The organism is Sphingomonas sp. UYAg733 (assembly GCF_054057355.1).
Window position 1 is genome coordinate 186,435 of the sequence record NZ_JBSRZE010000007.1, and the last position, 19,754, is coordinate 206,188.

Here is a 19,754-nt window from a genome sequence, read left to right on the forward strand (position 1 = left end):
TCATCCCTAACCAGATCGGTTTTATATCTGTGCGATAAACGGGCCGATCTGGCAAGTGTTCATATGCCGGGATCAACCCCATGCTGGTTTTCGACATTTCGATGAGCCATGATGTTCAGGATGAACGAAGCTGGCGAGATCGGGCATGTGGTGGCGGTGGCGTGCGACGATGCGCATCGCTTCACCAAGCCTTGCCGCGACTTAATTCATCTGATCGAGGGGCTGGGTGTCGCGGGCGATGCGCATGCCGGCGTGAGCGTCCAGCACCGGTCGCGGGTCGCGAAGGATCCGGACCAGCCCAATTTGCGCCAAGTCCATCTCATCCATGCCGAGCTGTTCGACGAATTAGCCGAGCGAGGCTTTGCGGTCGGCCCTGGTCGGATCGGCGAGAACATCACCGTGAGAGGGATCGCGCTGCTCGATCTGCCGACCGACACGATCCTTCGCATCGGGGACGATGCACGGATTCGCATCACCGGCCTGCGCAATCCCTGTCTTCAACTCGAGGCGGTTCAGGCAGGACTGATGCAGGCGGTGCTGGCGCGCGCGCCTGATGGATCGCTGATCCGCAAGGCCGGCGTGATGGCAGTCGTGGTGGCTGGCGGTGAGATACGACCCGGCGATACGGTGCGTGTGACCGTCCCGACCGGGCAGCATCGGCGGCTGGAGGCGGTCTGACCTCATCCGCGCTGACTCTTGCCACGAAAATAGCTATCGAACGATCGACCCCAGGGAGAAAGCGATGCCGATCAAGCGCGAGATGATGGTGCGCAAGGATGCGCTTGAGCAAACCGCGATCAACGAGACGATCGCGCCCGAGCCCAGCGACGGCGAAGTGTTGCTGGAGATAGAGGCGTTCGCGCTGACCGCCAATAATGTCACCTATGCGGTGGTGGGCGAGCAGGTCAAATACTGGTATTTCTTTCCCGCCGCGGAAGGTTGGGGGATTGTGCCGGTCTGGGGCCATGCGCGCGTGACGGCGTCGCGGCATCCGGAGATCGCGGTTGGCGAGCGGGTCTATGGTTATCTGCCGACGGCAACTCACCTGATCGTCGAACCGGGCAAGGTTTCGAGCGGAATGTTTCGCGATATGGCCGCTCATCGTCAGCCGATGGCGGCGGTCTATAACCAGTATCGCCGGCTCGCCGCCGACCCGTCGCATGATCCGGCGCGCGAGGATCAACGGATGTTGTTCGAGCCGTTGTTCCTGACCAGCTTCCTGATCGATGATCAGCTGCGCCGTCAGGACTGGCATGGTGCCGGCACCGTGATCCTGACCAGCGCGTCGAGCAAGACCGCGATGGGACTCGCCCATGTCGCACGGACGAGCAGCCCGGGCATCAGGCGGGTCGGCCTGACCAGCAAATCCAATCTCCGCTTCGTCCAGGATACTGGGTTGTACGATCAGGTGATCACCTATGACGCGCTCGATGAGCTGGACGTGGCGGGTCATGCAGTGCTGGTCGATTTTGCCGGGAATGCCGGCGTGCTTTCCGATGTTCATGCGCGGCTGGCCGAACGGCTCGTCCATATCCTCAAGGTCGGCGTGACGCATCACGACGAAGGCGGCGATTCGGGCATGAAGAGCGGGGCGGGCATGACGAGCGGACCCAGGCCGGTCTGGTTCTTCGCGCCCGATGCGGCCGCGGCGCTGATCGGCGCGATCGGGCAGGACGGTTTCCAGGGCGCGGTGGCCGAACGCTGGCGCACCTTCGTTATCGATGCGGCGGGCTGGGTGACGGTCGAGGAACAGCGCGGGCCAGAGGCGATGCAGCGCGTCTGGCGTGATCAGGTGGCGGGCCGGGCAAGGCCCGATATCGGTTATGTGATGCGCTGGTAATCAAGAGTCTGTTTGGAAATTCGCGAAAGAGCGAATTTCAAGGCAGTGCCGGCCCGCTCCCCCTCCCGGCCACCCACAGCATATCCTGAATGGGTGGCCGGGAGGGGGAGCGGGCCGATACCGCCAAATGCGCCTGCCGGCGCATTTTCAAACAGACTCTTCGGCCGCAGTCGCGCTCGTCGATTTGGCGCGCGAGGTCGAATGTCGATCATGGCGCGAAGCGCACCGCTTCGCTATAAGCCCCGAAATGCGGTTCGACTTCGTCAAATGCCATGGGTCGGGTAATGATTTCCCGTTGATCGACGCGCGCGCGATCGAGCTCGACGATGTCGCCTGGGCCGGCATTGCCCGGGCGCTGGCCGATCGGCGCGGGCCGGTCGGCGGCGACGGCCTGTTGTTGCTGACCGATGGCGACAAGCTGCACGATTTCGGCATGCGCATGTTCAATTCCGACGGGAGCGAAGCCGAGACATGCCTTAATGGCCTGCGCTGCGTGGCGCGCGCGGGTTTCGATGCGCTGGGAATCGATCGGGCCGAGGTGCGGCTGAAGACATCGAGCGCCCGTGCCGAACGCGATGCCGACCTTGCGCCGGGCGTGGTCAGCGTGCGCGAAACGGTTGGGCCGGCCGATCTCGACGTGACGCACTGGCCGCTGATCGAAGCGGACACCGGGGCGGGACATGAGATCGTACAGCGGCCCATCGCGATGCTGCCCTCGCGGCGCAATTTCACTGCGGTCGCGATGCCCAATCCGCATCTGGTGAGCTTTGTCGAGACGGTCGACGAAAAGGAACTGGTCGCGGTCGGCGAAGCCTGTGAGGCGGCGCCCGCATGGCTGCCCAACCGCGCCAACGTCTCTTTCGTCGAACAGCGCGGCGCGGACCTGTTCGTACGCACGTTCGAACGCGGGGTCGGGTTGACCGATAGTTGCGGCAGCGCGATGGCCGCGTCGGTGTTCGCGGCATGCCTGACGGGGCGGGCAGAGTTTGGTGTGGAATTGAACGTGTTCAATCGCGGCGGCCTGGTCAGGGCACAGGCGGAGAGTGACGGGATGGTCCGGCTGTCCGGCAACGCGACCTATGACTGGAGCGGATCGGCCGAGGTCGATGCCGATCGCGGGATCGCCGGCGATATGAAGGTCGATCGGCATTTCAACGATGAAATCGCCGCCTGGGCGGCAGTGGTCGACGGGATCGCCTGAGGTGGCGGCCTGAAATCCTCGCCGTTGCGGCGCGATGTAGCGATATCGGATGCGTAACGATTTGACAGCGACGCAACAAAGAGCGTCCATGACGGTTGAGGATCAGCGAACCAAACCGGAGAACATATATGTCTCGTTTCATGATCGTCGCCGCGCTTTGCGCCACCAGCCTGGTGGCATTCACAGCGCCCGCCAGCGCCCAGTCACGGCAGGAAGAGCGGCGCTTCCAGCAGGCACAACAGCGACTGCAGGATGAGCTTCGCGTATTCCAGCAGGAATATGATCGCTATCAGCAGGCACGCAACCGCGGCGGCGGGCGTCCCGGACCGGGCGGTTATAACGGTGGGTCCGGCTATGGCGGCCCGGGCGGCTATAACGACGCGTCGGGTTACAACGACGACCGGGTCGAATCCGGTTACGAACCGTCGCGCTATTATCGCGAGGGCAATTATCAGGAGCGCGTGCTGAGTTCGGACGACCGGGTCTATCGCGGCCAGGACGGGCGTTATTATTGCAAGCGCAATGATGGCACGACCGGACTAATCGTCGGTGCGATCGGCGGCGGTGTTCTCGGCAATGTGATCGATGGCGGCCATTCGCGCGGCGTCGGCACGATCCTGGGCGCGATCGTCGGCGGGGTCGCGGGTAAATCGATTGACCAGAACAACCAGCAGGTGAAGTGCCGCTGAGTAAGGATTGAGGTCGGGATCCGCCGCATTATATCGCCGGATTCCAAAGATCGGCTTTAGACTGAAAGGATCGGCGAGACGCGGGCGCGTTTCGCCGATCCTTGCATGTCATAGCTTGGTCAGACCGCGCTTCGTCCGCTGAGCAAGCGGAAAGCGACGACGATCACTGCGATCACGAGCAGGATGTGGATCAATCCGCCTGCAACATGAAGGCCGAAGCCAAGCGCCCAGAGAACGAGCAGGATGATGGCGATTGTCCAGAGCATCGGCTTTTTCCTTATCAAAGGCCGGGGTCGTCCGGCCGGTCAGACTTCACAGAACGTGTGCCGAACAACCATGCGGGTACCGATCGGGTTCCCTGGACATGCGGAACGGTTCGTCGAGACAAATCTCCCGAAAGGGTGGTGCAAGCGCCATCGCCCCGTTAGATCAGGCCATGGTTCCACGCGAATTGATCGACAGCGCTGAGATACCCGGGACCGAAATACCCGGGGCCAGAATACCCGGGGGCGGCGTGCTCAAGCTTTTTCGGCGGGGTGACGACTGGTCGATCATGCTCGGCGGCAACGAATTGATGAGCAGCCGGGTACGCGGGTCAGAAGAGGCACTGGCGACCCTCGCGCTGGAGCGGGTTGGGCGTGCAGACGCGAATGTGCTGATCGGCGGGCTGGGTATGGGTTTCACCTTGCGCGCCGCGCTGGCAGTGCTCGGCGCGGCCGGCCGGCTGACGGTCGCCGAGCTGGTGCCGGCAGTGATCGACTGGGCGCGCGGGCCGATGGCGGCGGTGCATGAAGGGAGTCTCGATGATCCGCGGGTGGCGGTGATCGAAATCGACGTTGGCACGCTGATCCGGGCGGAGTCGGAGGCATATGACGCGATCCTGCTCGACGTCGATAACGGCCCGGACGCGTTGACGCGTGGCGGCAATAACGCGCTTTATTCGACGCGCGGCCTTGCCGCAGCACGGTCCGCGTTGCGGCCCGGCGGCGTACTCGCGATCTGGTCGGCGGGCGCGGATGCGGCGTTCGCGCGGCGCCTGCGCGACGGATTCGCCGTTGAGGAAATCGTGGTTCGGTCAGGAAGCGGCGGCAAAGGCGCGCGCCACTTGATTTGGCTGGCGGTTCGTTCGGCCTGACTCGCCGGCCTGACGAAAGACCTTCACGGATATTCCGTCGAACAAATTGATCCGATCCGGTTGCGATTCATGGCTTGTTTGCGGCTATTCGGTTGCAATGCCGCGGTGCGGGATATTGCGGCGACGACGCAGTTCCGCCCAAGCCTTGATCAAGCAGCCTGTTGCCCGATAGCGACAGTTTCCACCACGCCGAACCAGGATCGACTTCCCAAGGCAAGGAAGTGAGCGCCGAAGCGAATCGGCAAGGCCTCGATCGACCGCGGCCAGCCGACTAGGCGCAGGAAAAGAATCGCTCCGTTCGGAAACGTCGATCTTCACTCGCTGTCCGCTATCTGTCCGAGCGGAAAAATCGCCCTAGGAATGCCATTGGCGGCGCTGGGGCCGCGAAGAGGAGCTTGCGCGGTAAGGCGCTGGTCCGATCCGGCGACGATATGAATCATCGACATCATCCATCGACAATCGCGCAATTGCGTGGTTTTCGCGATACCGCGCGTCGGATCGATGCCCAAAATACGGTCGATGGAAAGGGTATCTGCCCGTCGTCAACGTCCATTGCCATCGCTCAGCAAGCGCCTGAGGCTCTCAATCGAAATATAGGGAATTGCCTGCTTTCTGTTGCGTTCGGGCAACAGCGCGAAAAATTTGTGCGCTTGCGTGGAAACCAACCTTTGGGTAGGGAGTTTGCGCTGTCCGAGTGACAACGACGAAAGGGGATTTTTATGCGGAAGCTTGCCATCGCAATGGCGCTTGCCTCCACTGCTCTCGCCACACCAGCTCTCGCCCGCGACGATTCGTGGTACGTGGGCGTCGAAGGTGGCGCGATGATCGTGGAAGACATCAATTTCGACATCGGTGCCCTGACGGGTGCTGGCCAGGTCGACAGTAAATATGGCTACGACGTCGATGGCGTCATCGGCTATGACTTTGGCCCTTTCCGCGTCGAAGCGGAAGTCGGCTACAAGAGTGCGAATGTTGAGTCATATCGTTCGACCACGACGACTCCGGTCTATCTGGCGAACGGCGCTCTCAACCCGGCATTCCCCGCAGGCACATATGACTATGCCGGCGGAAAGACTTCGGCGCTCAGCTTCATGCTGAACGGTTTGCTCGACTTCGGCGACGATGACGGCATTCAGGGCTTTGTCGGCGGCGGCGTCGGTGTCGCTCGCATCAAGGCGAACGGCTATGCGCTGAACACCAACGGTCCATTCCTGGACGACTCCGACACCGTGTTCGCATGGCAGGGTCTTGCGGGTATCCGCGCTCCGCTGAGCAGCCATATCGACGCGACGCTGAAGTATCGCTTCTTCAACGCCGCCAAGGTTGGTCTGGTCGATGTTACGGGTCGTGAATTTGAAGGTCGCTATCGGTCGCACAGCATTCTGGGCGGTCTGACCTACAACTTCGGTGAGCCGGCTGCACCGCCGCCGCCGCCTCCTCCGCCCCCACCGCCTCCTCCACCGCCACCGCCACCGCCACCGCCTCCTGAGGCAATGCAGTGCTCGCCTGGGCCGTACATCGTGTTCTTCGAGTGGGACAAGTCGGACGTTACGCCGCAGGCTGCGTCGTTGCTCGACAACGCGATCTCGCAGTACCAGAATTGCGGTAACACGCAGGTCATGCTTGCCGGCCACGCCGACAAGTCGGGTTCGCCGAAGTACAATCTGGGCCTCTCGCAGCGTCGTGCAGACGCGGTGAAGGGTTACCTGACTTCGCGTTCGATCCCCGACGGCGTGATCTCCACCTCGGCGTTCGGCGAAAGCCGTCCCCGTATCGAGACCGCCGATGGCGTTCGCGAGCTGGAAAACCGTCGCGTGGAAATCAGCTACGGACCTGGCTCGGGCAACTAAGCCTAAGTCTCGTACGAAAAACGGAAGGGAGGTCAGCATTGCTGGCCTCCCTTTTGTTTTGCCTGAAGCGCGCACTGGTTCGCGGCGACCGTGCCGCCTTTTGATGGCGCGCTCTCCAGGATTGGCCCGATGCGCCATCGACCGTGAACTGACGCCACTATCCCTTTGTACGTCCCAATGGGGTGGCAATTGGATCATGTTCGGCTAGAGGGTCGCGGAGACACGGGCGGCGACGCCCGCAATAAATGGGATTGGTTTCACAATGCGCATCACGATGATCGGCTCGGGCTATGTTGGTCTGGTTTCCGGCGCCTGCTTTTCGGATTTCGGCCATGACGTGATCTGCGTCGACAAGGACGAATCGAAGATCGCCGCGCTCGAAGCTGGCCGGATGCCGATCTTCGAACCTGGCCTCGACAAGCTGGTCGCGGCCAATGTCGCGGCGGGGCGGTTGAACTTCACCACCGATTTGAAGAGCGCGGTTGCCGGTGCGGATGCGGTGTTCATTGCCGTTGGTACCCCGTCACGACGGGGAGACGGCCATGCCGACCTTTCCTATGTCTTCGCCGCGACACGCGAAATCGCCGCAGCGGTGACCGGACCGACCGTCGTGGTGACCAAGTCGACCGTCCCGGTCGGCACGGGCGACAAGGTTGAGGAGATCCTTGCCGAGGTCGCGCCGGACATGGATATCGCGGTCGTCTCGAACCCCGAATTCCTGCGTGAGGGTGCCGCGATCGGAGACTTCAAGCGGCCCGATCGGATCGTGATCGGCACCGAGGATACGCGCGCGATGCAAGTAATGCGCGATATCTATCGCCCGCTCTACCTCAACGAGAGCCCCATTCTGTTTACTGGCCGGCGCACCGCCGAGCTGATCAAATATGCCGCGAACGCATTTCTCGCGACCAAGATCACCTTCATCAACGAGATTGCCGATTTGTGCGAGGCGGTCGGCGCGGACGTGCAGGACGTGTCGCGCGGCATCGGGCTCGACAACCGGATCGGTTCGAAGTTCCTTCATGCCGGCCCGGGCTATGGCGGATCGTGTTTCCCCAAGGATACGCTTGCGCTGCTCAAGACGGCCGAGGACTATGAAACGCCGGTGCGGATCGTGGAGGCGGTGGTCCAGGTCAACGACAACCGCAAGCGCGCGATGGGCCGCAAGGTGATCCGCGCGCTGGGCGGCGACGGCACGACAGGGGCAAAGGGAAAGACCGTGGCGGTGCTCGGTCTGACGTTCAAGCCAAACACCGACGATATGCGCGATGCGCCGAGCCTGGCGATCGTGCAGAGCCTGCTCGATGCCGGCGTGAAGGTGCGCGGTTACGATCCCGAGGGGATGGAGCCGGCCAAGGCGATGATGCCCGACGTCACCTATTGCAGCAACGCCTATGAGGCGGCGACGGGCGCGGATGCGGTGGTGATCGTAACCGAATGGGACGTGTTCCGAGCGCTCGACCTGAAGCGTCTTGCCGGCGTCATGGCCGCGCCGGTGATGGTCGATCTGCGGAATGTCTATCCACCCGCCGAGGTCGAGCGCGCCGGTTTCGCCTATAGCTCAATCGGGCGCTGACCTGCGGGTGTTCTGTCCGATCGTTAGCCATCGGTCTCGCGACTGAGAACGCCGACAGATGGTGCGCCAGCGAACGTAAGAGTGTGGACCATGCAGCAACAGATTTCCGTCATCACCATCGGCGTCGCCGATCTGGCCCGTTCGCGGCTTTTCTATGGCGATGGGTTCGGCTGGATGCCGGTGTTCGAGAATGAGGAGATCATCTTTTACCAGATGAATGGCCTGATACTCGGAACGTGGCTGCAGTCAGCGCTCGAAACCGATATGCAGCGGAGCGGTTTGTGCCGGCCGGGAGCGTTCGCGATGGCGCATAATGTGCCCGGACAGCATGACGTTCAGCCGTTGATAGATCGGCTGGCCCGGGCGGGTGGAACGATCTTGCGGCCCGGCGATGCGCCCGAGCATGGCGGATTTCGCGGTTATGTCGCCGATCCTGACGAGCATGCCTGGGAGATCGCGTGGAACCCCGCCTGGTCGATCGACGAACGCGGGATGGTGACGTTTGGGCTATAGAGTTCGGCGAGTTATAGAGTTTGGCGGGTTATAGCGCGGCGGCGAGCCAGCCGGGTATGATAGCGTCGCCAAGCGCCTCGGCCCGGCGGTGCTCAACCATCAGGCCGAGTTCGGGATAACAAGCGCGTGTCCGCTCGCCGGGTTCGCCGAGCGGTGCGACGACCAGGCGACGGTTGACCTTCGACCGGTGATGCATGCGCGCGGTATTCTCCTGACCGACATAACAACCCTTGGTGAAGCTGACGCCGTTCAGTTCACGCGCATTGCATTCGAGCCACAAGATCTTGTCGCTGCCCAGTTCGGCCTGCCCTTCGGTCACGCCAAGCGACAGGCGATGTGCGCGCCAGCCGCTGGCGGGTGCGGCTGGAGGTGCGAGCCAGCGATGGCCGAGTTCGGCAAGGCGTGGGTCGGGGCGCGGGTCGGGGCGCGGATCGGGGGTACCCAAACCGGCGTCGCGCGACCAATGGACGGCCAGGCTTTCGTCTCGCGCGATCGTGATCGACCGGCGCAACCGATAGAGCGATAAACGCCGAATAAGCGCATCGAGCTGATCGGCCTCGCAATCGATCAGGACGCCGTCACCGTCGGCCCAGATGATGAAATCGAACAGCACTTTGCCTTGCGCGGTGAGTAGCGCCGACCAGGCCGGCAATGGCCCCATCGTGTCCGCGCTGACAAGGCCCTGCAGGAAACTGCGGACATCCTCACCGGCGATCCGGATCAGCGCACGGTCGTCCAGCATCGTCGGGGTGGTTTCGCTCATGATGAACAGGTAGGGGTGCGGTGACCCCAGTTGAAGGGGCCCAGTGAAAGAGGCGGATAATGGCCAAGTTCGACCTGATGCTGACCAATGGCACCGTTCATCTGCCCGCCGGGCCGCTACAGGCGAGCATCGGCGTGCGCAACGGCAAGATCGTCGAGATCGGCGCGCCGGATCGACCGGTCGGCGATGCGGACGAGACGATCGATTGTACCGGGCTCGATATCCTGCCCGGCGTGATCGACACTCAGGTCCATTTCCGCGAGCCCGGCTTGGTTCACAAGGAAGATCTGGAAAGCGGCAGCCGCGCGGCGGTGCTCGGCGGCGTGACCGCGGTGTTCGAGATGCCCAACACCAAACCCAATACCGACAGCGCCGAGGCGATCGAAGAGAAGCTGACGCGCGCGCATCACCGCATGTGGTGCGATCACGCCTTTTATGTTGGCGCGACCAACCATAATGCGGCGAGCCTCGCCGAGCTTGAGCGCATGCCGGGCACGGCGGGCGTCAAGATCTTCATGGGCGCATCGACCGGCGATCTGCTGGTGGCGGAGGATTCTTCGCTCGCCGAGGTGCTGGCATCGGGCCATCGCCGGGTTGCCATCCATGCCGAGGACGAAGCGCGGATGAATGCGCGCACGAACGAGCGGGTGGCGGGCGATGCGTCGTCGCACCCAGTGTGGCGCGATGATGAAAGCGCGTTGCTCGCCACGCGGCGCATCCTCAACCTCGCGCGCGCGGCTCGGCGGCGTATCCATGTGCTGCACGTGACCACCCCGGCGGAACTGGAACTGCTCGGGCAGAATAAGGATATCGCGACCTGCGAGGTGACGCCGCAGCATCTGACCCTGGCGGGCGAGGAGGCTTATCCCCGGCTCGGCACCTGGGCGCAGATGAACCCGCCGATCCGCTCCGGCGCGCACCGCGACGGATTGTGGCACTGGCTAAACCAGGGCGTGCCCGACATTCTCGGCTCCGATCATGCGCCGCATACGCGCGAGGAAAAGGCCAAGCCCTATCCCGACAGCCCGAGCGGCATGCCCGGCGTGCAGACGATGCTGGCGTTGATGCTCGACCATGTCGCGCATGGCCGCACGACGCTGCAACGCGTGATCGATCTGACCAGCGCCGGGCCGCAGCGCGTCTTCAATATCATTGGCAAGGGCAGGATCGCCGCCGGCTATGACGCAGATTTCTCGATCGTCGATCTGAAGGCGCGCTGGACGATCACCGATGACTGGCTCGCGTCACGATGCGGCTGGTCGCCCTTTACCGGCATGGAGCTGACCGGCAGGCCGATCGGTACGATCGTGCGCGGCCGCCGTGTGATGTGGGATGGTGTGCTGGCCGAGGCGGCGATCGGCGAGCCGATCCGGTTCGAGGCGGTCGAGTTCGGCTGAGACGCTGAAACGGGGGGAGCTATTTCTTCTCGGTGATCAGCTTGACCTTGACCGGCAGGTCCTTGCCCTTGGTACGGCGCGAAGGGATTTGCACCGGGTTCTTCTTTTTCCACTGCGCCCAGGTCATTGGGCCGTCGGGCGTTTCGATGATCGTATCATCGATCGAATCGGTCATGGTCATATCCTAATTGGAATAGGCGCGCCGCCGGAACGGCCAGTCGATCACGCGGCCGGCGAACAGCGCCCACCAGACGATGACCGGCTGAAACGCAAGGCGCGGAATATGGTACCACAGGCCGAGCGTCTTGCCGCCGATCGCGATGCCGTCGATCGCATGCTTGATGTTGGCGGGGTAAACACAAACCGCATAGGCAGCGAGCATCACTCCCGCGATCCAGCGCAGCTTTGGCGTAAGCAAGGCGAGCGCGCCCGCGATCTCGCATATCCCGGTGACCATTATCGTCTCCAGTGGAAACGGAACCCAGTCCGGGGTGATCGCCAGGAATGTCTGGGGCGATCGCAGATGCGCGATACCGGCGAACAGATATGCCGCAGCGAGCAACCAACGGAGAGCCGTTCGAGCGCGTTCAGCGCCGTGCGACAGGGAGGCCCTGGTGTCGGAGAAGATGGCTGTTACAGCGGGAACCACTTCGATGTGTGGCTGAACTTCATGTAGCCGATATTGACGCCCTGGCGCCATCCAACGCCAAGACGGATCGGAATGACGACGATATTACCGCGCCGCAGATAAGTCGCGGCAAGCCCGCCGACAAAATACAGTCGGCCTTCGCCCGCAGGGAAGCGCTTGTAGAGATCTTCCGAGTCATGGAGGTTATAGACCAGCGCGAAGACCTTGTTGCCGTCGCCACCCAGATCGAAGCCGATCGATGGTCCGGTCCAATAGACCTTTTGCTGCCCCTCGACCTTGTGGAACAGTTCGCCCTTGCCATAGCGCAGACCGACGACAATCGCGCCCGATGCTTCGCTGCCGGCGATATAGGCGCTGGGCTCGCCCTGTTCTTTGAGCAGCTTTTCAAGCATCCCGGCAAGGCCCGAAGCGCCCTTGCCGAACGTGTGCTCTGCGGCGACCAGCAATTCTTCACGCTTGAAAGTGGTGGCCGTCGCGACTTCCGCTTCGGCACTCGCGCGATTGGCATCCTGTGCCGGGTCGGCAGAGCGGGGCATGTCGGACTGCGGCATGTCGGATTGCTGCGAATACTGGGACGCGCTGTCCTGTGGCGTATTATACTGCGCCTGCGGGTTGGCCGGGTCCTGATCGGCCGGCGGCGTATATTCCGGATAGGACGGCGCCTGGTCGAGGGGGACGGGCGCATCCCGCGGTTGCGCTGACGGGCGGGACAAGTCGGAATCGATCGCCTGGTTGGGATCGATCGTGCGGACCTGCGCGAATCCCGCGGGTCCGGTGCCCAGCATCAGTGTTGCCGCGATGATCGTCGAAATAAACTTGCGCATGGTATCACTCCCCCGACGCGCCCAATTACAAAGCCTAGCGCGTGTCGTGATTGACCCGCAATGAACGCAGCGATGACCTGAGTCGATTTCGCGCCCAATGGCGGAACCGTGACAATTTGGTGCGCGATCATCTAACTGTCATCGCCCTGTTGATCGTCGGGCATGCCCTCGCTATAGCCGCCGCTTGCCGCCGGGTCTGGAGACGTGGGTGAGTGGCTGAAACCAGCGGTTTGCTAAACCGCCGTGCCGGGTTTACTGGCACCGAGGGTTCGAATCCCTCCGTCTCCGCCAATTTTGCATTTTCCGGCATCCTCCGACATACCCAGATGTCCTAGAAGACACTGAAAAGATTGATAAAATGTCCTTTGACGTTTCTCCGTGTGTCCGGACGTTTTCTGACGACTGTGGGGTTGGGTGTGGGGTTGTGTGGGGCTGGACGGCTTCAATTCACGCCTGAATCTGCTATATTCCGGGCATGGGCAACCTGACCAAAGACAAGGTACGCGACCTCACCGAGCCTGGCCGCTACTCCGATGGCGACGGGCTGATGCTGCAAATCAGCCCGAGCGGCGGAAAGAGCTGGCTGTTGCGCGTCCAGATTAACGGTCGTCGGCGCGATATCGGCCTGGGCCGTTTGGAAGACGCGCCGCTCACAGCCGCGCGCGCCAAAGCGGCAGATATGCGCAAGCTCGCCCGTGCTGGCGTCGATCCGCTCGAAGAACGGAAGAAGGAACGCATCGTCGTTCCTACCTTCGAGCAGGCTGCCAAACAGGTTCATAAGGAAATGCTTCCAGCATGGAAGAACGGGAAGCACACAGACCAGTGGCTCACGACGTTGGAGAAATACGCCTTCCCGAAGTTGCGCAATTTGCGGGTCGATGAAATCGAGGGGCCGCTGATCCGCGACGTTCTCGCGGAAATCTGGCTCAAAGTTCCTGAAACGGCACGGCGCGTGAAACAGCGCATCGGAACGGTTCTCGACTGGTCCTACGCAAAGGGGTTTCGCGCAACGGAAGCGCCGATGCGCTCAATCGCCAAAGGCTTGGCGCGTCAGCCGCGCAAATCGACGCATCACGCGGCAATGGACCATGTGGATCTGCCCGACTTCCTCAAGGCGATACGGGCGAAGCCGTTCAATGTCGGCAGGCTCGCGCTGGAGGCGCTGATCCTGACCGCCGTTCGGTCAGGCGAAGTCCGCGGTGCGCGTTGGAACGAGTTCAACAAGGATTTGACGATCTGGACGATCCCTGGGGAGCGCATGAAAGCCGGGGTTTCGCATGCCATCCCGCTGTCGCCACAAGCTACGGAGGTGTTCCGTCAAGCGAACGGCGTCAGGATCAAGGATTGTGATCTGGTATTTCCGGGCCAGATTTCGCAATCGACGCTCTCGGACATGACCCTGCTGGAAATTCTACGCGGAATGGAAATTGGGGTTACGGTACACGGCTTCCGCTCGACGTTTCGCGATTGGGTAGCCGAAGAAACCGATGTGCCGCGCGAGATTGCGGAGGCGGCGCTTGCCCATGCGGTCGAGAACAAGGTCGAGGCCGCCTATCGGCGCACCGATTTCTTCGAGAAACGCCGCAAGCTGATGGATGATTGGGGTCGGTTCTGTGCCGGCGACGAGACGGCCCGGGAGAAGAAGAAACGGCTGGCGGAACCCATCAAGCGCCCTGTCCAGCGGCGTCGTCGTGTTACGATAGCGACACCCCGGACACGCGCCGCGCCGAGTCAGGCGTCAAGCTGATGCTGAACGAACTCGTTCAGACTTTTCAGGACGACGAGCCGCGCTCTACCCACCTTGATCGTCGCGATCAGGCCGCTGTCCATGAGCTTGTAGAACCTGGACCGGCTGAGCCCGAGCATCGAAATCGCCGTGGGAATGCGAACCGTCAGCCGCTCCTCCGGCGCGCAAATCTCCCCAAAGGCCGTCATGTGCGGCCCGATGGCGATTTATCGTTTCGACGTTTGGCGAAGGCTTTGTCCGCATCGATGAACGATTGGAGTATATAGGGGATCAGATCGCCGACGCTCTCCGCTTTCCCGTAGGTCGCTTCGTAGGCGCTGGCATAGTCGCTGAGGGCACGATGGAGTTCCGGCGGCACGGTGATCGCCAGCTTGACCGGCGTGCGATCGGGCAGCCTGGTGAGTTTGAGATCGGTCATTCTCACCTCCCCGCCATTTGCCAGGGGCGCAGCACGACATCTTTGTGGAACACGACGCGCAGCGGCCAGCCGGGGCGCACCCGCAGCGTCGGCTGGGTATTCAGGTTCTTCGTGACGATCTGATCGCCCGCGCGCGATCCGCTCTGTTGCGCGGATTCGCGGATCGCCTGGACGAGATCGCTCTCGTTACTGCCAAAACTCAATTCGGTCCCGACCCCGAGTAGCGTCGACAGCACAACGCCTTTCAAAAGCTGCCAGGTATGGACATCGACCTTGTCGGATAACCCCGCATAACCAGCGGCATCGGTCGCCGGCACATTGTCGATGCGGATCGACGAGCCGTCGGGCAGGATGATTCGCTGCCAGACGACGAGCGCGCGCTTCTGCCCAAACGCGACCACGCTGTCATAGCTGCCGATCAGCCGAGACCCCTGCGGAATGAGCAAGGTTCGGCCGGTCACGCTGTCATAAGCATTCTCGGTGACCTGCGCGGTCACCAGTCCGGGAAGATCGGAGTTCAGCCCGGTGATCAGGCTGGCTGCGATCACGCTGCCCGCGCTCAACGTCCACGGCGACACCGCCGGCACGAGCGCGTGCGGATTGATGTCGCCACTATCGTCCTTGGCGGCGAGGAAATCGGTTTTGCGCTGCTGGCTGTTCGGATCGCGGTCGGAATCGAGCGCGAGCCGTGGTTTCACCGCACCTTCGCCCGGCGCGGCAGACATCGCAGTTGCCTCGGCCGGCGCCGCCGATGCTGGGCGGTTCGCGCCCGATATTTGCATCATAACGCCGGATTCGCGTGCGGCCTTGCGCTCTGCCACCACACGCTGCAGTTCCGCTTCGACCGCCTGCGCCACCACGTCCGTCCCGACAGGTGGCGGTGCTAAGCCCAACGAGCGCTGATGATCGAGAATCGGCCGCCCAAGATCGCCTGGTAAAGGGGGGCCGAGCTGGGGGACGTCGCCATAGCCTTTTGGCGCGTTGGCAAGCGCGTCGGCTGGTGCCTTGGAGCTACTCTCGGCGCGGTCGTCGTTGCCGGCGACGATCTTGAATGTCGCAGGCTTGAGCGAGACCCAGGCAACGCCGACGAGCGCGGTCGAACCGAGCGCGGCGATAGCAATGATCACCCCGCGCCGGAACTGCGCTACGCGCGTTGGCGTGCCTCGCAGCACCAGCGTTTCGGGATCGGCCTTGGCGGGCGCGGTCGGCTCCGTTGTTTCCTCGGTCATGATGCCCTCCGCCGGTTCTGGCGGTGATCGCCAACGTCGCGGACGATCCGCACAACGGCTTGCTTCTTCTCGCCAAGCCGCAGTTCGGCAGCGCTGAACAAGCGGTCCACGACATAGAAGCGCCCTGACACGCGGTAGTTGACGAGCTGCGCGTCGCCGGTGGGACCGAGTACGAACAGCGGCGGTGCCTCGCCGACGGCGATGCTCGCCGGAAATTCGATGAAAGTCTGATGGCCATCGTCGAACGTGCGAAGCGGTCGCCACGGCGGCGTATCGCCGGTGATCTGGTAGCCGAAATTGAGCTGGTCGAGCGCCAGCCCCGTCGCGATCGGCGTGCCCGCCTTCGCCTGCTCCGCCGCCCGGCGGATCGCGATCAGCTCGTCCTGCGGATAGGTCCAGGACAGCGCGGCCATCGCCGTCGCCGACGTGCTCTCCAGCTGGAGATGATAGGCGCGGCGATCGGTGGTGATGATGAGGTTGGTGCTGAGTCCGGCGGTAAACGGCTTCACGAGGATATGAACGCGCTTGGCCTCGCCGCTGCCGCTGGTGGTGTCGCCGACGGTCCAGCGCACCGTGTCCCCGGCGGCGACGGAGACGATCGCTTCCCCCGGCTGGAGCGCGATGTCGCTCACCCGCTCGGGCGCGGCAAAGAGCCGGTAGAGCACGCCGTCGCTATAGGGATAGACTTGGACAGCGTTGACGAACGCGCGCGTCGCAGGCTCCCGCGTTGCCCCTCGGTTGGCGGCGCGCACGCGCAGTTCGGCGGCCGAGGGTGGCAATCGGCGGTGGGGCATGATGGGTGGCGCGATCGCCACGACCGGGGGCGGCGTCGGGTTCGATATCGGAACAGACGGCGCGATCGTGGCCTGCGGCACGGGCGGCGTGGACTGGGCGAAGGCGGACCCGGCGCTGGCAAGCGCGGTCACCGCGATAAGGGCGTGTTTCATGGACGGATCTCTTGTTGGGATTACGCAGGCTGGGCGAGGTCGGGGGCGAGCGGGGAACCGAGCGGGATGTTCGACGGTGGCGAGTATGTCGGAGGCGGCGGCGTTGGCGCCGTCGCCGGGACGTCGAGTTCACGGCTCCAGTCGATCGCATCGACGTGGAGGCCGAGCGGATTTTTCCGAAGCGTGTCCGCATTCTTCGGCGGCTTGACCGTGACGGTGAGGATCGCGGTCCAGCGCGAGGTGCCAGCTTGTGAACCGCGCTCGAACGCGCTCTCGGTCCACTTTACCTGAAAGCTGGTGTCGGACGCGCGGACGACGCTGGTGACCTGTACCGATATTGTCTTGTCGCCGATGTCGGCGAACGGGTTGGCCGAGCGCGCATATTCGCCGAGGGCGATGCTCCCGCGCGGGGTCACGAAATCATACGCCTGTAGCCAGTTCTCGCGCATCAGCACCGGATCGAGCGACTTGGCGCGGATGTCGGTGATGAACCGCGCAAGGAACCAAGCGATCTGCGGATCGGTCGGCCGATAGTCCTGATCGGCGGGCGCAACGGCCTGTGCTTCGCCCAAAGCGTCAACCGCCACGACATAGGATACGACACGGCTTTGCATCGACTGCCAGACTAGGCCTGCGGACAGGCCAGTCGTGAGGAACAGACCGCCGAACGCCATGAGTCGCCAGTTCCGCGCTTGGACTCGCGCAGAGCCGATCCGCTCGTCCCATAATTGCCCGGCCCGTTGGTAAGGCGTCTCGGGTTCGGGCGTCCGCCCATAACGCTGTACGGCGCGCTTGAATCGCATGGCTCTTACTCCTTTTCCTTGATGTCGGGGGTGGCAGAGGCGCCACCGCGGTCGCCCTCCTTGAGGGTGTGATAGGCAAGCTGCCGATGATGCCGGGCGGACTGTTCGGCCCGCAGGTTTTGCGCCCAGGCGGGCGCGGCATCGTTGTTGCCCGCGCCGCTGCCACTGCTGCCGCTTGATGGCGTTGATGAGCCGGTCGGTCCGTTCAGCGCGGACCATGCGGCATTACGGCCGCCTTCGGCCGCCGCACGCAATCCCAATGTGCTGCTGGCCTTCTGCGCGATGGCGCCCTTGGCGGCGGCCGCCATGCCGCCGATGCTCGAACCGCCGGTCTCGCGCCCGAGCCGAGCAGCGGTGGAAGCCGCCGATCCCATCGCCGTGCCGGCCCGGATCGCGCCGAGCGCACCGCCGGCGACACCGCGCGCGGCGGCAACCACGGCACCACCGCCGACCGCGAACGCTGCACCCGCGCCGATCGCCGTACCGACCGCTGCGCCAGCGCCAAGCTGGGGCGCACCGGCGACCAGACCGGATGCGATGCTGGGACCGAAGATACCTAGGCCGAACAAAGCGAGGCTGGCGAGCACGAGGGTCATCGCCTGGGCGATATCGGGTTCCTGCCCCTGCAACGCCGAGACGAACTCGGTGAAGAAACCCGAGCCAATGCCAACGATCACCGCGAGCACCATCACCTTGATGCCAGAGCTGACGACGTTTCCGAGCACGCGTTCGGCGAGGAAGCTGGTCCGGTTCCAGAGCGAGAACGGCACCAGCACGAACCCGGCGAGCGTCGTCAGCTTGAACTCGATGATCGTGATGAAGAGCTGCACTGCGAGGATGAAGAAGGCGCAGATCACGATCACCCAGGCGATCAACAGCACGATGATCGTCAGGAAATTGTCGAAGAAGCTGGTGAACCCGAGCATCTGCGAGGCTTGTTCGAGGAGGGGCCACGCCGCGGAGAATCCGGCACCGGCGAGGCGGCCGGGCTTGAGCAGGTCATCTGCGGTCATCCCGCCCCCGCCCGCGGTGAGGCCGAGGCCAGCGAATGATCGGAAGATGATGTCGGCGAGAGTCGAGAAGCTGTTCAGGATCAACGCGAACGCGCCGACATAGAGGATCTTCTTCAGGAAGCGGCCGATGATGTCGTCCTCGCCGCCCATCGCCCAGAACAGACCGGCTAGTGTAATGTCGATGCCGATCAGCACGGTGGTCAGGAAATGAACGTCGCCGCCGAGCAGCCCGAACCCGCTGTCGATGTAGCGGATGAAGGTTTCCATGAAGCGGTCGATGACGTTGAGGTCGTTCACTGCGAAAATGTCCTCAAAGATGGTTGGTGCCGCGGGGTTCCGGTGGGGAGCGGTGCCGGAACCCCGCGGGCTGCGACCATGACGGCAGGGGGCGTGCCGCCACGGCCGGTCTCGTTAGCGCGGCGTGTAGGCTTGGCCCGTTCCGAGGAACTTCCTCGTCGCGATCCGCGCCTCCTGTTCCGCCTGGACGCGGCGTGCCGCTTCCGTCGCCTCGGCGCGGTATTGCGCGGCCATCAGGTTCTGGATCTGGAACTGCTGCTTGGCGGTAAGCGCGAGGAGCTGATTGGTCGCCTGGCCGACTTGAAGCGCCCCTTCGGCACCCTGGCTCCGCGACACGATGTCGGCGAGCGTCTGCGCGTCGGCTGAGACATTCTCGACGACCTGTGCCTGGACGGTCATGGTCTGGCGAAACGCGCCCATGCTGGCATCGAGGCGCGAGCGTGCGCCGATCACCTGCTGGTTCGTGCGCAGCGCTTGGCCGAAGTCGCTGGGGAAGAGCTGGCCGAACTGCTGATCGATTCCGGAGACCTGGAACCGGATCGCCTGCGCCTGGCCCATCAGCCGGTCGATCTGTCGCAGCGTCTGGGTGATCGCCTGGAGCTGCGGGAAATCGATCCGGCTCAGGTTCTTGGCCTGATTGATCAGCATCGTCGCCTGGTTCTGGAGCGACTGAATCTGATTGTTGACCTGTTGGAGCGTGCGGGCGGCGGTGAGGATGTTCTGGCTGTAATTGCCCGGATCGAACACGGTGATCTGGGCAAGAGCCGGCGTGCTGATCACAGTCACGGCCATGACCATCGAGCCGGCGGCGCCAACGCCCAGGGCACCGGCGATCAGGTATTTCTGGATTGGAATACGCATCA

Annotated in this window: 23 protein-coding genes and 1 tRNA gene; 11 read left to right on the top strand and 13 right to left on the bottom strand. The window is 63.3% G+C overall.

What is annotated here, in order from left to right:
- Positions 1-120 precede the first annotated feature (120 nt).
- From ACVWZA_RS13930 to ACVWZA_RS13945, 4 genes are all read left to right on the top strand, one after another.
- Positions 121-678, top strand: coding sequence for an MOSC domain-containing protein (locus ACVWZA_RS13930; protein ID WP_457311838.1), 558 nt, complete (start codon positions 121-123; stop codon positions 676-678).
- A gap of 64 nt (positions 679-742) precedes the next feature.
- Positions 743-1,840: a DUF2855 family protein gene (locus ACVWZA_RS13935; protein WP_457311839.1), complete on the top strand. Its 1,098-nt coding sequence runs from the start codon at positions 743-745 to the stop codon at positions 1,838-1,840.
- 247 nt (positions 1,841-2,087) lie between these two features.
- Positions 2,088-3,041: a diaminopimelate epimerase gene (gene dapF, locus ACVWZA_RS13940; protein WP_457311840.1), complete on the top strand. Its 954-nt coding sequence runs from the start codon at positions 2,088-2,090 to the stop codon at positions 3,039-3,041.
- A 128-nt stretch (positions 3,042-3,169) separates the two neighbouring features.
- Complete coding sequence (locus tag ACVWZA_RS13945) at positions 3,170-3,730, top strand: glycine zipper 2TM domain-containing protein (RefSeq protein WP_457311841.1); 561 nt, start codon at positions 3,170-3,172, stop codon at positions 3,728-3,730.
- Positions 3,731-3,849: 119 nt separating this feature from the next.
- On the opposite strand, the gene ACVWZA_RS13950 is transcribed toward ACVWZA_RS13945, so the two are convergent.
- Complete coding sequence (locus ACVWZA_RS13950; RefSeq protein WP_457311842.1) at positions 3,850-3,996, bottom strand: lmo0937 family membrane protein; 147 nt, start codon at positions 3,994-3,996, stop codon at positions 3,850-3,852.
- Positions 3,997-4,166: 170 nt separating this feature from the next.
- On the opposite strand from ACVWZA_RS13950, the gene ACVWZA_RS13955 reads away from it, so the two are divergent.
- Positions 4,167-4,865, top strand: a complete 699-nt coding sequence (locus ACVWZA_RS13955; RefSeq protein ID WP_457311843.1) for a spermine/spermidine synthase domain-containing protein — start codon at positions 4,167-4,169, stop codon at positions 4,863-4,865.
- Positions 4,866-5,179: 314 nt separating this feature from the next.
- Here ACVWZA_RS13955 and ACVWZA_RS13960 read toward each other — a convergent pair whose 3' ends face one another.
- Positions 5,180-5,374, bottom strand: a complete 195-nt coding sequence (locus ACVWZA_RS13960) for a hypothetical protein (RefSeq protein WP_457311844.1) — start codon at positions 5,372-5,374, stop codon at positions 5,180-5,182.
- 210 nt (positions 5,375-5,584) lie between these two features.
- Between ACVWZA_RS13960 and ACVWZA_RS13965 the strand changes: the two genes are divergently transcribed.
- The 3 genes from ACVWZA_RS13965 to ACVWZA_RS13975 all read left to right on the top strand — a co-directional run bounded on the left by ACVWZA_RS13965 (position 5,585) and on the right by ACVWZA_RS13975 (position 8,804).
- Positions 5,585-6,715, top strand: coding sequence for an OmpA family protein (locus ACVWZA_RS13965; RefSeq protein WP_457311845.1), 1,131 nt, complete (start codon positions 5,585-5,587; stop codon positions 6,713-6,715).
- 262 nt (positions 6,716-6,977) lie between these two features.
- Positions 6,978-8,291 carry a UDP-glucose dehydrogenase family protein gene (locus tag ACVWZA_RS13970; protein WP_457311846.1) on the top strand — a complete coding sequence of 438 codons (1,314 nt, stop codon included), beginning with the start codon at positions 6,978-6,980 and terminating at the stop codon, positions 8,289-8,291.
- Between the two features lie 90 nt (positions 8,292-8,381).
- A complete protein-coding gene (locus ACVWZA_RS13975; RefSeq protein WP_457311847.1) occupies positions 8,382-8,804 on the top strand; it encodes a VOC family protein in 423 nt (140 codons plus the stop codon).
- Positions 8,805-8,832: 28 nt separating this feature from the next.
- On the opposite strand, the gene ygfZ is transcribed toward ACVWZA_RS13975, so the two are convergent.
- Positions 8,833-9,567 carry a CAF17-like 4Fe-4S cluster assembly/insertion protein YgfZ gene (ygfZ, locus tag ACVWZA_RS13980; RefSeq protein WP_457311848.1) on the bottom strand — a complete coding sequence of 245 codons (735 nt, stop codon included), beginning with the start codon at positions 9,565-9,567 and terminating at the stop codon, positions 8,833-8,835.
- 59 nt (positions 9,568-9,626) lie between these two features.
- On the opposite strand from ygfZ, the gene ACVWZA_RS13985 reads away from it, so the two are divergent.
- On the top strand, positions 9,627-10,964 hold the full coding sequence (locus ACVWZA_RS13985) for a dihydroorotase (protein WP_457311849.1): 1,338 nt from the start codon (positions 9,627-9,629) through the stop codon (positions 10,962-10,964).
- A 19-nt stretch (positions 10,965-10,983) separates the two neighbouring features.
- Here the strand turns inward: ACVWZA_RS13985 and ACVWZA_RS13990 are convergent, their stop codons facing one another.
- Genes ACVWZA_RS13990 through ACVWZA_RS14000 form a run of 3 tightly spaced genes read right to left on the bottom strand, consistent with a single transcriptional unit; the run spans position 10,984 to position 12,437 of the window.
- Positions 10,984-11,139, bottom strand: a complete 156-nt coding sequence (locus ACVWZA_RS13990; RefSeq protein ID WP_457311850.1) for a hypothetical protein — start codon at positions 11,137-11,139, stop codon at positions 10,984-10,986.
- Between the two features lie 9 nt (positions 11,140-11,148).
- Complete coding sequence (locus tag ACVWZA_RS13995) at positions 11,149-11,613, bottom strand: DoxX family protein (RefSeq protein ID WP_457311851.1); 465 nt, start codon at positions 11,611-11,613, stop codon at positions 11,149-11,151.
- Complete coding sequence (locus ACVWZA_RS14000) at positions 11,598-12,437, bottom strand: EipA family protein (protein ID WP_457311852.1); 840 nt, start codon at positions 12,435-12,437, stop codon at positions 11,598-11,600. The genes ACVWZA_RS13995 and ACVWZA_RS14000 overlap by 16 nt, the downstream gene beginning before the upstream one ends.
- A 198-nt stretch (positions 12,438-12,635) precedes the next feature.
- On the opposite strand from ACVWZA_RS14000, the gene ACVWZA_RS14005 reads away from it, so the two are divergent.
- Positions 12,636-12,728, top strand: a tRNA-Ser gene (locus tag ACVWZA_RS14005).
- A gap of 184 nt (positions 12,729-12,912) precedes the next feature.
- On the top strand, positions 12,913-14,184 hold the full coding sequence (locus ACVWZA_RS14010; RefSeq protein WP_457311853.1) for a tyrosine-type recombinase/integrase: 1,272 nt from the start codon (positions 12,913-12,915) through the stop codon (positions 14,182-14,184).
- Here ACVWZA_RS14010 and ACVWZA_RS14015 read toward each other — a convergent pair.
- From ACVWZA_RS14015 to trbJ, 7 genes are all read right to left on the bottom strand, one after another.
- Positions 14,169-14,372: a helix-turn-helix transcriptional regulator gene (locus ACVWZA_RS14015; protein ID WP_457311854.1), complete on the bottom strand. Its 204-nt coding sequence runs from the start codon at positions 14,370-14,372 to the stop codon at positions 14,169-14,171. The genes ACVWZA_RS14010 and ACVWZA_RS14015 overlap by 16 nt on opposite strands.
- Positions 14,369-14,602, bottom strand: coding sequence for a DUF2274 domain-containing protein (locus ACVWZA_RS14020; RefSeq protein WP_457311855.1), 234 nt, complete (start codon positions 14,600-14,602; stop codon positions 14,369-14,371). The genes ACVWZA_RS14015 and ACVWZA_RS14020 overlap by 4 nt, the downstream gene beginning before the upstream one ends.
- 2 nt (positions 14,603-14,604) lie before the next feature.
- Positions 14,605-15,831: a TrbI/VirB10 family protein gene (locus tag ACVWZA_RS14025; RefSeq protein ID WP_457311856.1), complete on the bottom strand. Its 1,227-nt coding sequence runs from the start codon at positions 15,829-15,831 to the stop codon at positions 14,605-14,607.
- Positions 15,828-16,778 (bottom strand): P-type conjugative transfer protein TrbG, encoded by a 951-nt coding sequence (gene trbG / locus ACVWZA_RS14030; protein WP_457311857.1) that lies wholly within the window; start codon positions 16,776-16,778, stop codon positions 15,828-15,830. Before trbG ends, ACVWZA_RS14025 begins: the two co-directional genes overlap by 4 nt.
- Before the next feature lie 20 nt (positions 16,779-16,798).
- Positions 16,799-17,581 carry a conjugal transfer protein TrbF gene (gene trbF, locus ACVWZA_RS14035; RefSeq protein WP_457311858.1) on the bottom strand — a complete coding sequence of 261 codons (783 nt, stop codon included), beginning with the start codon at positions 17,579-17,581 and terminating at the stop codon, positions 16,799-16,801.
- Positions 17,582-17,586: 5 nt separating this feature from the next.
- The gene (trbL, locus tag ACVWZA_RS14040) at positions 17,587-18,891 is read right to left on the bottom strand and encodes a P-type conjugative transfer protein TrbL (protein ID WP_457311859.1); all 1,305 of its coding nucleotides are present in this window, start codon (positions 18,889-18,891) and stop codon (positions 17,587-17,589) included.
- Positions 18,892-19,005: 114 nt separating this feature from the next.
- Positions 19,006-19,752 (bottom strand): P-type conjugative transfer protein TrbJ, encoded by a 747-nt coding sequence (gene trbJ, locus ACVWZA_RS14045; RefSeq protein WP_457311861.1) that lies wholly within the window; start codon positions 19,750-19,752, stop codon positions 19,006-19,008.
- Positions 19,753-19,754: the final 2 nt, after the last annotated feature.

Excerpts from the sequence above, each read along its gene's own strand:
- ACVWZA_RS13990 (WP_457311850.1), bottom strand. The coding sequence starts at position 11,139 with ATGACCGATTCGATCGATGATACGATCATCGAAACGCCCGACGGCCCA.
- ACVWZA_RS13955 (WP_457311843.1), top strand. The coding sequence starts at position 4,167 with ATGGTTCCACGCGAATTGATCGACAGCGCTGAGATACCCGGGACCGAA.
- ACVWZA_RS14010 (WP_457311853.1), top strand. The coding sequence starts at position 12,913 with ATGGGCAACCTGACCAAAGACAAGGTACGCGACCTCACCGAGCCTGGC.
- trbG (WP_457311857.1), bottom strand. The coding sequence starts at position 16,778 with ATGAAACACGCCCTTATCGCGGTGACCGCGCTTGCCAGCGCCGGGTCC.
- ACVWZA_RS13935 (WP_457311839.1), top strand. The coding sequence starts at position 743 with ATGCCGATCAAGCGCGAGATGATGGTGCGCAAGGATGCGCTTGAGCAA.
- ACVWZA_RS14015 (WP_457311854.1), bottom strand. The coding sequence starts at position 14,372 with ATGACGGCCTTTGGGGAGATTTGCGCGCCGGAGGAGCGGCTGACGGTT.
- ACVWZA_RS13985 (WP_457311849.1), top strand. The coding sequence starts at position 9,627 with ATGGCCAAGTTCGACCTGATGCTGACCAATGGCACCGTTCATCTGCCC.
- ACVWZA_RS13950 (WP_457311842.1), bottom strand. The coding sequence starts at position 3,996 with ATGCTCTGGACAATCGCCATCATCCTGCTCGTTCTCTGGGCGCTTGGC.
- ACVWZA_RS13975 (WP_457311847.1), top strand. The coding sequence starts at position 8,382 with ATGCAGCAACAGATTTCCGTCATCACCATCGGCGTCGCCGATCTGGCC.
- ACVWZA_RS14000 (WP_457311852.1), bottom strand. The coding sequence starts at position 12,437 with ATGCGCAAGTTTATTTCGACGATCATCGCGGCAACACTGATGCTGGGC.
- trbF (WP_457311858.1), bottom strand. The coding sequence starts at position 17,581 with ATGCGATTCAAGCGCGCCGTACAGCGTTATGGGCGGACGCCCGAACCC.
- ACVWZA_RS13945 (WP_457311841.1), top strand. The coding sequence starts at position 3,170 with ATGTCTCGTTTCATGATCGTCGCCGCGCTTTGCGCCACCAGCCTGGTG.
- ACVWZA_RS13930 (WP_457311838.1), top strand. The coding sequence starts at position 121 with ATGAACGAAGCTGGCGAGATCGGGCATGTGGTGGCGGTGGCGTGCGAC.
- ACVWZA_RS14020 (WP_457311855.1), bottom strand. The coding sequence starts at position 14,602 with ATGACCGATCTCAAACTCACCAGGCTGCCCGATCGCACGCCGGTCAAG.
- ACVWZA_RS13970 (WP_457311846.1), top strand. The coding sequence starts at position 6,978 with ATGCGCATCACGATGATCGGCTCGGGCTATGTTGGTCTGGTTTCCGGC.
- ACVWZA_RS14025 (WP_457311856.1), bottom strand. The coding sequence starts at position 15,831 with ATGACCGAGGAAACAACGGAGCCGACCGCGCCCGCCAAGGCCGATCCC.
- ACVWZA_RS13965 (WP_457311845.1), top strand. The coding sequence starts at position 5,585 with ATGCGGAAGCTTGCCATCGCAATGGCGCTTGCCTCCACTGCTCTCGCC.
- dapF (WP_457311840.1), top strand. The coding sequence starts at position 2,088 with ATGCGGTTCGACTTCGTCAAATGCCATGGGTCGGGTAATGATTTCCCG.
- ygfZ (WP_457311848.1), bottom strand. The coding sequence starts at position 9,567 with ATGAGCGAAACCACCCCGACGATGCTGGACGACCGTGCGCTGATCCGG.
- trbJ (WP_457311861.1), bottom strand. The coding sequence starts at position 19,752 with ATGCGTATTCCAATCCAGAAATACCTGATCGCCGGTGCCCTGGGCGTT.